12 protein-coding genes are annotated in these 12,800 nt (G+C 71.7%); 8 read left to right on the top strand and 4 right to left on the bottom strand.

Annotated elements, in window-relative coordinates; all coding sequences use genetic code 11:
* Positions 1 to 37: 37 nt before the first annotated feature.
* Positions 38 to 649 carry a TetR/AcrR family transcriptional regulator gene (locus ACFYXV_RS00895; protein ID WP_389381718.1) on the top strand — a complete coding sequence of 204 codons (612 nt, stop codon included), beginning with the start codon at positions 38 to 40 and terminating at the stop codon, positions 647 to 649.
* Between the two features lie 13 nt (positions 650 to 662).
* On the opposite strand, the gene ACFYXV_RS00890 is transcribed toward ACFYXV_RS00895, so the two are convergent.
* Complete coding sequence (locus ACFYXV_RS00890; protein WP_389381717.1) at positions 663 to 1,898, bottom strand: helix-turn-helix domain-containing protein; 1,236 nt, start codon at positions 1,896 to 1,898, stop codon at positions 663 to 665.
* A 198-nt stretch (positions 1,899 to 2,096) separates the two neighbouring features.
* Between ACFYXV_RS00890 and ACFYXV_RS00885 the strand changes: the two genes are divergently transcribed.
* Positions 2,097 to 3,023: a proline dehydrogenase family protein gene (locus ACFYXV_RS00885; protein WP_383348049.1), complete on the top strand. Its 927-nt coding sequence runs from the start codon at positions 2,097 to 2,099 to the stop codon at positions 3,021 to 3,023.
* 31 nt (positions 3,024 to 3,054) lie between these two features.
* Positions 3,055 to 4,686 (top strand): L-glutamate gamma-semialdehyde dehydrogenase, encoded by a 1,632-nt coding sequence (gene pruA, locus ACFYXV_RS00880; RefSeq protein ID WP_385471646.1) that lies wholly within the window; start codon positions 3,055 to 3,057, stop codon positions 4,684 to 4,686.
* An 82-nt stretch (positions 4,687 to 4,768) separates the two neighbouring features.
* Here the strand turns inward: pruA and ACFYXV_RS00875 are convergent, their stop codons facing one another.
* Positions 4,769 to 5,719, bottom strand: coding sequence for a zinc-binding alcohol dehydrogenase family protein (locus ACFYXV_RS00875; protein WP_385471649.1), 951 nt, complete (start codon positions 5,717 to 5,719; stop codon positions 4,769 to 4,771).
* Positions 5,720 to 5,809: 90 nt separating this feature from the next.
* Here ACFYXV_RS00875 and ACFYXV_RS00870 point away from each other — a divergent pair, with 90 nt between their 5' ends.
* Together ACFYXV_RS00870 and ACFYXV_RS00865 are read left to right on the top strand one after the other, a co-directional pair.
* A complete protein-coding gene (locus tag ACFYXV_RS00870) occupies positions 5,810 to 6,241 on the top strand; it encodes a MarR family winged helix-turn-helix transcriptional regulator (RefSeq protein ID WP_389381716.1) in 432 nt (143 codons plus the stop codon).
* Positions 6,242 to 6,340: 99 nt separating this feature from the next.
* On the top strand, positions 6,341 to 6,877 hold the full coding sequence (locus ACFYXV_RS00865) for a GNAT family N-acetyltransferase (protein WP_385471654.1): 537 nt from the start codon (positions 6,341 to 6,343) through the stop codon (positions 6,875 to 6,877).
* A gap of 4 nt (positions 6,878 to 6,881) precedes the next feature.
* On the opposite strand, the gene ACFYXV_RS00860 is transcribed toward ACFYXV_RS00865, so the two are convergent.
* Both ACFYXV_RS00860 and ACFYXV_RS00855 read right to left on the bottom strand, forming a co-directional pair.
* Positions 6,882 to 8,909, bottom strand: coding sequence for a phosphocholine-specific phospholipase C (locus tag ACFYXV_RS00860; RefSeq protein ID WP_385471657.1), 2,028 nt, complete (start codon positions 8,907 to 8,909; stop codon positions 6,882 to 6,884).
* Positions 8,910 to 9,028: 119 nt separating this feature from the next.
* A complete protein-coding gene (locus ACFYXV_RS00855; RefSeq protein WP_385471660.1) occupies positions 9,029 to 10,045 on the bottom strand; it encodes an NADP-dependent oxidoreductase in 1,017 nt (338 codons plus the stop codon).
* A gap of 101 nt (positions 10,046 to 10,146) precedes the next feature.
* On the opposite strand from ACFYXV_RS00855, the gene ACFYXV_RS00850 reads away from it, so the two are divergent.
* The 3 genes from ACFYXV_RS00850 (at position 10,147) to ACFYXV_RS00840 (ending at position 12,565) form a co-directional block, all read left to right on the top strand.
* Positions 10,147 to 11,040 (top strand): LysR family transcriptional regulator, encoded by an 894-nt coding sequence (locus ACFYXV_RS00850; RefSeq protein ID WP_385471663.1) that lies wholly within the window; start codon positions 10,147 to 10,149, stop codon positions 11,038 to 11,040.
* A 261-nt stretch (positions 11,041 to 11,301) separates the two neighbouring features.
* Positions 11,302 to 11,430 carry a hypothetical protein gene (locus ACFYXV_RS00845; protein WP_266625109.1) on the top strand — a complete coding sequence of 43 codons (129 nt, stop codon included), beginning with the start codon at positions 11,302 to 11,304 and terminating at the stop codon, positions 11,428 to 11,430.
* Between the two features lie 94 nt (positions 11,431 to 11,524).
* Positions 11,525 to 12,565: a 3-isopropylmalate dehydrogenase gene (locus ACFYXV_RS00840; RefSeq protein ID WP_385471667.1), complete on the top strand. Its 1,041-nt coding sequence runs from the start codon at positions 11,525 to 11,527 to the stop codon at positions 12,563 to 12,565.
* Positions 12,566 to 12,800 lie beyond the last annotated feature (235 nt).

Here is a 12,800-nt window from a genome sequence, read left to right as displayed (position 1 = left end):
CTGCCGTATAGGACGCTTGTCTTGATACGGTGAGGGCATGGGACACCGTGAAGATCTGCTCGAAGGCGCCAAGAAGTGCCTGGCCGAGAAGGGTTTCGCGCGGACGACCGCGCGCGACATCGTCAACGCCTCCGGCGCGAACCTGGCGTCGATCGGCTACCACTACGGCTCGAAGGACGCCCTGCTCTCACAGGCGTTCATCTCGATGGCCGAGGAGTGGGGCGACTCCTTCAAGCCGGACGTCACGGGTGAGGGAGGCTCGCTGGACCGCTTCCGCTCGGTTTGGGACGGCATGATCGGACAGCGCGATCAGGCGGCCCCGATGTGGGCGGCCAGCATGGAGATCGCGATGAACCGCGACCGGCTGCCGGAGCTGCGGGAGATGGTCGTGGCCTCGGAGGGCGAGGGGCGCAAGGGGCTGACCGAGATGTTCACGGGCATCCCCGAGGAGCAGCTCGCAGAGCGGGACGTCCGGACCCTGGGCGGGCTGTACCAGGTGCTGGTCGCCGGGATGATGGTGCAGTGGCTGTACAACCCCGAGAACGCGGTCACGGCCGAGGAGTTGACGGAGGGGATGCGCCGCGCCGCGCAGATGATGGTGAACGGCAAGGACGCAGACGCCGATGCCGGCGCCGGCGCCCCCGCCTGAGCCGTCACCCCGTTCAGCCGTACAGGCGGGCCGCCTTGAGGGCCATGTGGAGCAACAGCCGGTCCTCGCCCTCGTCCAGGTCCAGACCGGTCAGCTGCTCCACCCGGGCGAGCCGGTAGTACAGGGTCTGGCGGTGGATGCCCAGGGCGGCCGCCGCGCGGCCCGCCTGGCCCGCGCAGTCCAGGAACAGCTCGGCGGTACGGGCGAGTTCCCGGTGGGCGGGCTCCAGCAGGACCCGCGTCGCCGGGTCGCCCGCCGGGCCCGCGGCCGCCAGGGCCGCCAGCATCCGGTACGGGCCGATCGCCGACCACCGGGCCACCGGCCCGAACCGGGGCTGGGCCGCGGCCGCCTGCGCCGCCGCCGAGGCCTGCGACCAGGCGTCGGCCAGCGCCGCCAGCCCCCGGCGGGGCTCCGCGATCCCGGCGCTCGCGCCGCCGCCCGCCAGCAGCCGGGTCGCGACGCCCTCGGCGGGAACGAGCACCTCGGCCGAGCGGAGCCTGACCAGCACGGCGAGAGCCTGCCCGGCCCGCGGGCCCGGCCGGTCCCCGGAAGCGGCGCCGGAGCCCGGCCCGGCCGCGGAGCCCCCCTCGGCGCCGGCCCCGCCGGCCCGGCCGTCCTCCTCGCCGGCCCCCGGCCAGGGAACCGTGCACACCGCCGCCGTGCCCGGTACCGACGCGGGCGCCTCGCCGGGCCACGGCCTCACGCACACCACCGCGTGCAGCCCGTCGGCGCCCGGGCCGAGCGCCGACCGCAGCGCGGCCACCGCCATGTCCTGCTGCCAGCCCCGCCCGGCCACGAGCACCGCCCGGAACTCCCGCGACAGGTCGGCCCCGGCCTTCGCCTCCTCGGCGAGCAGGACCCCGATCCGCTCGGCCACCTCCATGGCCGCGGCCAGGGCGTCCGGACCGGGGCCGGGATCCTGGTCGAGGAGCCACACGTACCCCTGCACGATCCCGCGGTACCGCACCGGCAGGCAGATCCGCCCCCGGAAGACCCCCGCGTCGGGCGCCGCCGGGATGCGCACCGGCCCGGTCGCCCGCGCGATGCCGAAGCCCTCGAACCAGGCCCGCACGGCCGCCGTCGACTGCCGGGTCAGGATCGAACGGGTGCGGACGGGGTCCATCGCGAGGTCGTCCTCGCTGTCGTGCGCGCCGAAGGCGATGAGGCGGAAATCCCGGTTCTCCAGCGTCGCCGGGGCGCCGAGGAGCGCCGAGATCTCATCCACCAGGTCCTGGTAATCGCCCTTCACCCGGACATTCTCCCACCCGAGAACCCGGTCTTCAGACAGATGTATGAGATCGGGGACACGGATGCGTGACAGCTGTCGATGGCAGAGGATCAAAGCGATCCTTAGGTTTCACGGTGGTTTTACTTGCGTTTTCTTTACGGCACCGCCCACCCCTTCGCGGACCGTACGACTGCTTCTGCCACCTGTTGGAGGTGCCCCGTGCTGGGTCCCGCGATCCTCGCCGCTTCGCGCAGCGACAAAATGCGCCGAATCGTCTCCGCCGCCCCGGTGACCAAGCCCGTGGTGAACCGGTTCATCCCCGGTGAGACGGTCGACCAGGTCATCCCGATCGTCGTGGACCTCACGGAGAAGGGCCTGGAGCTCACGCTCGACGTGGTGGGCGAGGACATCACCACGGTGGAGCAGTCCCACGCCGCACGTGACGCCTACCTCGACCTCATCGAGCACCTGGCGGGCCTGGGCCTCGGCGAGAAGGCCGAGATGTCGGTCAAGCTGTCGATGTTCGGCCAGGCGCTGGAGGGCGGCCACGAGCTCGCGCTCGCCAACGTCCGCCCGGTCGTCGAGGCCGCCGCGGCCATCGGCACCACCGTCACGCTGGACGCCGAGGACCACACCACCCTCGACTCGATGTTCGCCATCCACGAGGAGCTGCGCCGGGACTTCCCGCAGACCGGCTGCGTGATCCAGGCGTACCTCTTCCGCACCGAGGGCGATGCCCGCCGCCTGGCCGCCGCCGGCAGCCGCGTCCGGATCGTGAAGGGCGCGTACAAGGAGCCCGCCGAGGTCGCGTACCAGGACAAGGCCGAGATCGACAAGGCGTACGTCCGCATCCTCAAGACGCTGATGGACGGCGAGGGCTACCCGATGATCGGGTCGCACGACCCGCGCCTGATCGCCATCGCGCAGGAACTCGCCCGCAAGGCCGGGCGCAAGCTGGACGAGTACGAGTTCCAGATGCTGTACGGCATCCGCAGCGAGGAGCACCTGCGGCTCGCCGCCGAGGGCCACCGCATGCGCGTCTACACCGCGTACGGGACGGACTGGTACGGCTACTTCATGCGGCGCCTCGCCGAGAAGCCGGCCAACCTCCTGTTCTTCCTCCGCTCGATGATCACCAAGAACTAGCCCAGAACCAGGTCAAGGAGTTACCAGCCCCATGGATGCTGTGACCCAGGTCCCCGTGCCGGTCAACGAGCCGGTCCACTCGTACGCCCCCGGCACCCCGGAGCGCGCGCGTCTCGAAACGCAGCTGAAGCAGCTGTCCGAGAACCCGATCGACCTGCCGATGACGATCAACGGCGTCAAGCGGATGGGCGGCGGCGAGCGCTTCGACGTCGTGCAGCCGCACGACCACAAGTCGGTCATCGGCACGTACGCGAACGCCACCGGGGCCGACGCCCAGGAGGCCGTCGACGCCGCCCTGGCCGCCGCCCCGGCCTGGCGCTCGATGTCCTTCGACGACCGCGCCGCGATCATCCTGCGCGCCGCCGAGCTGCTGTCCGGCCCGTGGCGCGAGAAGCTGGCCGCCTCCACCATGCTGGGCCAGTCGAAGACCGCGCAGCAGGCCGAGATCGACACCCCCTGCGAGCTCGTCGACTTCTGGCGCTTCAACGTCCACTTCGCCCGCCAGATCCTGGCCGAGCAGCCGGTCGCGAACTCCGCCGGCGTGTGGAACCGCAGCGACCACCGCCCGCTCGAAGGCTTCGTCTACGCGATCACGCCGTTCAACTTCACGGCCATCGCCGGCAACCTGCCGACCGCCCCCGCCCTGATGGGCAACGTGGTCGTGTGGAAGCCGTCCCCGACGCAGACCCACTCCGCGGTCCTCCTGATGGAGCTCCTGGAGGAGGCCGGCCTGCCCAAGGGCGTCATCAACCTGGTGACGGGCGACGGCATCGCCGTCTCCGAGGTGGCCCTGAACCACCCCGAGCTGGCCGGCATCCACTTCACCGGCTCGACCAAGACCTTCCAGTACCTGTGGAAGACGGTCGGCAACAACATCGAGAAGTACAAGTCCTACCCGCGCCTGGTCGGCGAGACCGGCGGCAAGGACTTCGTCGTCGCGCACCCGTCCGCGGACCGCGCCGTCCTGAAGACCGCCCTGACCCGCGGCTCCTTCGAGTTCCAGGGCCAGAAGTGCTCGGCGTCCTCGCGCGCCTACGTCCCGGCCTCGATCTGGAACGACGGCTTCAAGGAGGCCTTCGCGGCCGAGGTCGACGGCATCACCATGGGTGACGTCCGCGACCTGACCAACTTCATCGGCGCCGTCATCGACGAGCGTTCGTTCGCCAAGAACAAGGCCGCGATCGACCGTGCGATCGCCGACCCGACCTGCGAGATCATCGCCGGTGGCACGTACGACGACTCGGAGGGCTACTTCGTCCGCCCGACCGTCATCGCGTGCACCGACCCGGAGAACGAGGTCTTCACGACCGAGTACTTCGGCCCGATCCTGGCGATCCACGTGTACGAGGACGCCGAGTTCGACGCGATGCTGGCCCAGATGGAGTCGGTGTCGGCGTACGCGCTGACCGGCTCGATCATCGCGGGTGACCGCTACGCGGCCGCGGACGCGATGGAGAAGCTCCGCTTCGCGGCGGGCAACTTCTACATCAACGACAAGTCGACCGGCGCCGTGGTCGGCCAGCAGCCCTTCGGCGGCGGCCGCGCCTCGGGTACGAACGACAAGGCGGGCGCCGCGTCGAACCTGATGCGCTGGACCTCGACGCGCTCCATCAAGGAGACGCTGGTCGCGCCGACGGACTACGCGTACCCGCACATGGGCTGATCCAGGCCCCCTGCTGAACCCCGCCCCCGTTCCGGTACCCCCAAGCCCGGATCGGGGGCGGTCCCAGTTCCACCCCCGCCGGTCAGGGGATCATGACCACCTTGCCGAGGTTGCGCCGCTCCTCGATCAGGGCGTGCGCCCGGGCCGCCTCGGCCAGCGGGATCATCCCGTGCACGGCGGGGCGCAGGGAGCCGTCCCCGTACGCCTGCCACAGCTCGCGCCGCCAGCCCTCGAACTCCTCGGGCCGGCCCTGGGCGACGGCCCGGATCTGGAAGCCGGTCACCGAGGCGCCGCGCACCAGCAGTTCGTACGCTTCCACCGAGCCGCCGCCGGAGCCGTAGGCGACCAGCCGGCCGCCGGTGGCCAGGGCCCGCACGGCGGGGCCGAGCAGTTCGCCGCCGACCCCGTCGAGGACCACGTCGTACGGGTCGCCCCAGGCGGCCGGGTCCCCGTGGGCGTCCCCGTGGATGTCCCCGTACAGCACCACCTCGTCGGCGCCGAGGCTCCGGACGAACCCGGCCTTCTCCGGGCCTGAGACGGCGGCGACCACCCGGCCCGCCCCGGCCGCCCGGGCCACTTGGAGCGCGAGGCTGCCGACCCCGCTCGCTGCGGCCGTCACCAGCACGGAATCCCCGGGGCGGATCCGCCCGGCCTCGCAGGCGCCCCGGGCGACGAGCCCGCTGCGCACGAGCGCGACGGCGTCCACGGAGCCCGCCCCGTCGGGGACGGGGGAGGCGAAGGGGGCCGCGAGCAGTGCGTACTCGGCGTACCCGTGGCCGAAGCACAGCCCGGTGACCCGGTCACCGGGGGCGAAGCCGCGCACCCCCTCGCCGAGCGCGGCCACGGTCCCGGCGACCTCGCCGCCCAGCGGCACCGGCCCGGCGCCCTCCCGGACCTTGCGCACGACGGGCAGCGTGACCCCGACGGCCTCGACCGCGACGAGCAGCTCCCCGGGGCCGGGGACGGGCACGGCCACGTCCTCGGCGAACAACACCTCGGGGCCGCCGTTGACCTCGTGGCGGATGCGCAGCACAGGACCTCCCGGAAGGATCGACTTATTCGTTGGGAGACCCAACGATATAGGAGATCGTGGGGAATCCCAATGAATTGTTAGGCTGGGTCCATGACCTCGGCCCTCGCACACATCCAGTCCCTCCCGAGCTGGCTCGTCGGACGGGTCGCGGCGCGCGGCCGCGGCCTGGTCGCCGAGGCGCTCGCCGCCGAAGGGCTGAAGCTCGCGCACCACGCGGTGCTGGCGGCGACCGAGGAGTACGGCCCGGTGGCCCAGGCCGACCTCGGCCGCCTGCTCGGGATCGACCCCAAGGACCTGGTCGGGCTCCTGAACCACCTGGAAGGCGCGGGCCTCCTCCTGCGGGCCCCGGACCCGGCGGACCGCCGCAAGAACGCGGTCACCCCCACCCCGGCGGGCCGGGCCGCCCTCACCCGCTGCGCCGCCCTGGCCGAAACGGCGAACGCGGCGTTCCTGTCACCCCTGACCCCGGCGGAACGCGCGCAGCTGACGACCCTCCTGACCCGCCTGCACGAAGCCCCGTAACGAGGATGAACCCCTGCCGGCGTGGAGGGGGCCGTAGGCACGGAGAGGCGCTCCGCACGACGTGCGGACGGACCGCGGGGCCGTTGGTAGCTTCGCCGTATGGACGTACTGCTGAAGCACACCTCCCAGCTCACGCACGGCGAGCTCCGCGCGCTGCGGGAGCTGCTCGACGGGGCCTTCGGCGGGGACTTCGCCGACGAGGACTTCGAGCACGCGCTCGGAGGCATGCACGTCCTCGTCCGCGAGGGCGGGGAGCTGATCGCGCACGGGAGCGTGGTGCAGCGGCGGGTCCTGTACCGGGGCAGGGCCCTGCGGGCCGGATACGTCGAGGCGGTGGCCGTACGCGCCGACCGGCGCCGCCGCGGCCTCGGCGGGCGGGTGGTGGCCGCGCTGGAGGGTGTCATCGAGCGGGCGTACGTACTCGGCGCCCTGTCGGCCTCCGCCGACGGGGCCCGGCTGTACGAGGGGCGCGGATGGACCGTGTGGGGCGGGCGGATCGGAGCCCTGTCGCCCTCCGGACCGGTGCGGCTCGCCGAAGAGGAGGGGTCGACGTACGTGTGGCTGCCGCCCGGCGGGGCCCTGGAGGACCCCGCCGGGCGGCTCGACTTCGACTGGCGCGACGGCGACGTGCTGTAGCGCGTCAGCCCGAGATGCTGGGCGCGCCCGTCTCGATGTGGCCCGTGTAGCGGCGCGACCAGGTGCCGTCGTTGTCCGCGAGGATCGTGAAGTCGTACCAGCCGTTGTTATAGGCGACCGCGTTGAAGTAGTCCTCGCGCGAGGAGTTCGCCGGGACGGTGTACGTCCACGGGCCGTCCGAGCGGTACGCGTTCGAGCGGATCGTGAAGGTGACCGGCGCGGCCGAGCTGTTCGTCATCTTGAACCAGATCGCCGTCTTGCCCGTGCCCGGCTCCACCGCGAAGCGGGCCGCCACCTCGACCGCCTTGCCCGCCTTCGAAGCGTCGCCGATGAACCGGCGCAGGAAGCGGTTCGGCCCGTACATGGAGATGTCGTACTTGCCGGAACCGCTGCCGAGCCCGATGTTGAAGTAGTCCGTCGCCGTGCCGGCCGGATCCACCGTGTACTGCCAGGCCGCCGTGTCCCGGTACTGGTGCGGGTGGATCGAGAAGTGCGCCGCCTGCTTCGCCTGCGCGCCCTGGTTGGTCATCGAGAACCAGGCCAGGATCTTGCCGGCCGCGCCGAACTCGAAGCGGTCCAGGTTGCCGTTCACCTGGTACGGAACCGCGCGCGCCGGGCGGGTACCGGCCTCCTGCACCGGGAGCGCGTTGTCCTGCGGCGCCGGGTTGGGCAGCGGGCCGCAGGTCGCCTGGCCGATGACCTTCGCGGTCGGGGGAAGCCCGGCCGGCACCCCGTACACCGGGCGCGCGAAGTCGAAGACGCCGGTCAGGTCGCCGGTCACCTTGCGGCGCCAGGCGCTGATGTTGGGGCAGGCCGCCGGGGTGCCGAGGGCCGCCGTCCACGTCTCCATGAACCGGAGCACCGAGGTGTGGTCGAAGACCTCCGAGCTCACCCAGCCGCCGCGCGTCCACGGGGACATGACGATCATCGGGACGCGGAAGCCGAGCCCGATCGGCGTGCCGTCGATGTACTCGCCGGGGGTGCCGGGCGGGGCGATCGGCGGCGGGACGTGGTCGAAGAAGCCGTCGTTCTCGTCGTAGTTGAGGAAGAGGACGGTGGAGTCGAAGACCTCCGGGTTCGCCGACAGCGCCCGGTAGACGAGGTCCACGAAGTGCGCGCCGTCGCCGGGCGGGGCGTACGGGTGCTCCGAGAAGGCCTCGTTCGCGACGACCCAGGAGACCTGCGGCAGGGTGCCGGCGACGACGTCCGCGCGGATGGCGGCCGCGATGTCGTCGGGGGTGGAGCCGGTGACCTTCGGGACGGAGCCCATGCCGCGGTCCCACAGCGGGTTGCCGGGCGCCGCGTCCGTGAACTTCTTGAAGTAGGCCAGCCCGTTGTCCCCGTAGTTGTCCTGGGCGTTCTGGTAGACCTTCCAGCTCATCCCGGCCCGCTGGAGGGCCTCCGCGTACGTCTCCCAGGTCAGCCCGGACTCGTCGCCGCCGTCCTTGCTGCCCGCGTCGACCTTGCCGCTCCACAGGAAGGTGCGGTTCGGGCCGGTCGCGCTCAGGGTGGAGCAGAAGTAGGCGTCGCAGATCGTGTAGTTGTCGGCGAGACCGTAGTGGAACGGTATGTCGCCGCGGTCGAGGTAGCCGAGGGTGCGGGTGTTGCCGACGCCGAGGACCCAATTGTCCATCCGGCCCTTGTTCCATGCCGCGTGCTGCGAGGACCAGCTGTGCGGAAGGTCGCCGTTGCACTGGGCGAGGGTCTCGCCGTCGACACCGCCCGCCGCGGGGGTGGAGCTGAGCTTCCACGGGTACTGGCGGCCGCCCCAGTTGGACTGGTTGAACGTGCCCCAGCCGCCCGGGATGTTGCCGGCGGCGCGGTCGCCGAAGCCGCGGACACCCTTCAGCCTGCCGAAGTAGTGGTCGAAGCTGCGGTTCTCCTGCATCAGGATCACCACGTGCTTCACGTCGGTGATCGTGCCGGTCGCGGCGGCGGCGGCCGCCGACGTCGGCGCGATCGCCGGCAGGGCGGCCCCGGCCATCAGCCCGGCGCCGATTCCCACGAAACCTCTGCGGCTGATCGGTGTCACTGGCTACTCGCCTCCAACTCAAGTGCCCCGCTGGCACATTGACGGAAAGAGTGGCGGGCGCCGCGCCAAAGGTCTACATCCGTGCGGTAAGAAGTCGGTGAACATCCGGTTGGCTGGATTCAGCCCGTGAGACGGACCAGCATTTTGCCCAGATTGTCGCCTCGCAGCATGCCCAGAAAGGCCTCCACCGTGTGATCAATTCCCTGGAAAACGGTGGTGTCCATACCGATCCGGCCACTCTGCAGGTGGGGGACCAGGAAGTCCTCCATCTCGTCCTGCAAATTGGTGTGATTGCGAACCAATACCCCTTCCAGGCGGAGCGACTTGTGGACGACCTCGAAGAGGTTGCGCGGCGCGGCGGGCGAGCGGTCCCCGTTGTACGTCGAGATCGCGCCGACCCAGGCGATCCGCCCGTACTCGCGCAGCACGTCGATCGCGCCCGCCAGATGGTCCCCGCCCACGTTGTCCACGTACACGTCGATGCCGTCGGGCGCGGCCTCGGCGAGCTGCTCGCCGACCGGCCCGTCGTGGTAGTCGAAGGCCGCGTCGAAGCCGAGCGTGCCGGTGAGGTGGCGGACCTTCGCCGCCGAGCCCGCGCTGCCGATGATCCGTCCGGCGCCCAGCAGCCGCGCGATGTGCCCGGTGGCGGTGCCCACCCCGCCCGCTGCGGCCGAGACGAAGAGGTCCTCGCCCTCGCGCAGCGCCGCGGTCCGGGTGAGGGCGGCGTACGCGGTCAGGCCGGTGCCGCCGAGGATGCCCAGGTACGCCTCCAGCGGGACGCCCGCGTGGCCGCGCAGCTTGCGGGTGCCGTCCGCGCCGAGCGTGACGAGGGCGTGGGTGCGCCAGCCCGCGCGGTGGAAGACCAGGTCGCCCTCGCGCAGTTCCGGGTCGCGGGAGGCCAGTACCCGGCCCACCGCCCGGCCCTCCAGCGGGGTGTTCAGCTCGAAGCCGCCCTCGCCGCCGTCCATCATCCCGCGGTGGTACGGATCCACCGAGAGCAGCAGGTTCTGCACCAGGGCGGTGCCCGGAGCGGGGGAGGGGACGGGGGTCTCGACGTACGCGAAGTCGGCCGCGACGGGGAAGCCGGCGGGGCGGGCGATCAGGTGGACGGCGTGGGCGGTGCGGTTCGTGGTCATGGCGAGGACGCTAGGAAGGAATCACCGGCCCGGGCAGGGGGTTGCGCTCATGGAAGCCGCACATCCATGAACACCGCTCATAGAACGAGGTGAGAGCCGCCGTGGCCGAGCTCGCCCCGCACGAACTCCGCGTCCTGGTCGCCGTCGCCGAGACCGGCGGCTTCTCCGCCGCGGCCGTCCGGCTGGGCCTCACGCAGTCGGCCGTCTCGCATTCGGTGCGCGGCAGCGAGGCCAAGGTCGGCGCGGTCCTCTTCGAGCGCGGGCGCGCCGGAGCCTCGCCCACCCCGGCGGGGGAGCGCGCGGTCGCCCTCGCCCGCAGGATCCTGCGGCTGTACGAGGTGCTCGGCGCGGAGGTGCGCGGCGCCGGCCGGGACCCCGGGGACGCAGTCGGGGGCGTCCTGCGCATCGCGGCGTTCCGCAGCGCCGCCCTGCACCTGCTGCCCCCGGCCCTGGAGCGGCTCACGGCCCGCCACCCCGGCATCCGCCCCGAGGTGCGGGTGGTGCGCGAGCTCGGCGCCGGCACGGCCGGGGAGGTGGCGGCGGGCCGCGCCGACCTCGGCATCGCGACGCTGAACGGGACCGGGCCCGCACCCGCGGAGGCCCGCGCGGGGGCACTGCTGACCGGGGTGCTCCGGGAGGAGGCGTACGCACTGGTCCACCCCGCCGGACACCCGGACCCGAAGGCGCTGCCCCTGCTGGACTGGGACGAGAACTGCGGCTCGTACACCCGCGACTGGTGGCGGGCCCAGGACTGGATCCCGCGCGCCACCGTCAAGGCGGAGGACGACGCGATGGTGCTGACCATGGTCGGGCGCGGGCTCGGCATGGCGATCCTGCCCGAGTTGTCGCTGCGCGAGGCCACGGACGCCGTCGACGTCACCGGACTGGGCCCTTCGGGGCCCGTGAGACGCGTGGGATACGTCACCACCCCGGAATCCGCCTCGACTCTCGCCGTACGGGCTCTGATCAGGGAACTTCGCTCCGAGAAGGCCTGAATCGGAGCTTCGTTGAGGGCCCTTTCGAGGGGGTGGCCGTCTCAGATAGTAGGAAGCCCGACTAATTGCGGAGACATACAACGGGAGCTGCCCTAGCTTTGTAGAAGCCGAACGTCTCGCCGATCCGGCGAATGGCGGTCGAGAGCGCGCGCCCCTGGGCAGGCAACCCCTGCCGCGCACTGCTCCCCGCCTCTTCCGGCGCCTTGAAGGAACCCCTCATCCGTGGCCCCGCCACGCCGTGATCTCAAGGAGTCGATCACCATGACCGCATCCACCGCAGCCCGCCGCGTCCGCCACTCCTCCACCGCCGACGCCGACCGCAAGAACGCCGCGGCCGCTCTCCAGCGCGCCCTCGACCGCCGGGACAACGGCGGCTCGACCGGCCACTGAGCACCCCCCGACGAGCACGCCGGCCCTCGGTCGGATTGGTCCACATGGTGGACGCAATATGACCGAGGGCTGGGACCGGGAGTACGGTTCCGACATGTCGACCAGCATCAATCTCGCAGTGATCCCCGGTGATGGCATCGGCCAGGAAGTCGTGGCTCAGGGCCTCAAGGTCCTTACCGCGGTCCTGCCCCAGGATGTGAAGCTGGAGACCAAGGAGTACGACCTCGGCGCGCAGCGCTGGCACCGCACCGGTGAGACCCTCCCGGACGCGGAGCTCGAAGCCCTCAAGCACCACGACGCGATCCTGCTGGGCGCCATCGGCGACCCGTCGGTCCCGTCGGGCGTGCTGGAACGCGGCCTGCTGCTCAAGCTCCGCTTCGCCTTCGACCACTTCATCAACCTGCGCCCGTCGAAGCTCTTCCCGAACACGGCCACCCCGCTGGCCGGCCGTCCGGAGATCGACTTCGTCGTGGTCCGCGAGGGCACCGAGGGCCCGTACACCGGCAACGGCGGCAGCCTGCGCACCGGTACGCCCGCCGAGGTGGCCACCGAGGTCAGCATCAACACGGCGTACGGGGTGGAGCGCGTCGTCCGCGACGCCTACGAGCGGGCCGACTCCCGCCCCCGCAAGAAGCTGACGCTGGTCCACAAGAACAACGTCCTCGTGTACGCGGGCCACATGTGGAAGAACATCTTCGACAAGGTCGGCCAGGAGTACCCCGAGGTCACCACCGACTACCTGCACGTCGACGCCGCGACGATCTTCTTCGTCACGCAGCCCGAGCGCTTCGACGTCATCGTCACGGACAACCTCTTCGGTGACATCCTCACCGACCTGGCCGCGGCCGTGACCGGCGGAATCGGCCTCGCCGCCTCCGGGAACATCAACCCGACCGGCGCGTTCCCGTCCATGTTCGAGCCCGTCCACGGCTCGGCCCCGGACATCGCCGGCACCGGCAAGGCCGACCCGACCGCCACGATCCTCTCCGTCGCCCTCCTGCTGCGCCACCTCGGCTTCGAGGACCGGGCCGTCCGCATCGAGGACGCGGTCAGCGCCGACCTCGCGGAGCGCGACGGCACCTTCCGCAGCACCGAGCAGATCGGCGACGCGCTCGCCGCCCGAGTAGCCGGCTGACCCGGCAGCTCCACCTCCAGGAAGCCGCCGGGTCGCGCGCACGACGCACCCGGCGGCTTTTCCTGTGCGGCCCCGGGTGCCACCATCTCCCCTGGGCCGCATTCACTCCGCTTCACCCCGCTTCTCCGCAGGCACCTCGCGAGCGATAATCGAACGCGAGACCGCGAAATGCGGGGAAGCTCGGACGTCCTGGTACGCCGTGAGCGCGGTCCGCCCTACGAAACCGGTGAAGGAC

Source organism: Streptomyces sp. NPDC002181, assembly GCF_042890485.1.
GTDB lineage: Bacteria > Actinomycetota > Actinomycetes > Streptomycetales > Streptomycetaceae > Streptomyces.
Note: the sequence above shows the minus strand (reverse complement) of the source record. Positions and strands in the feature narration are given on the sequence as shown.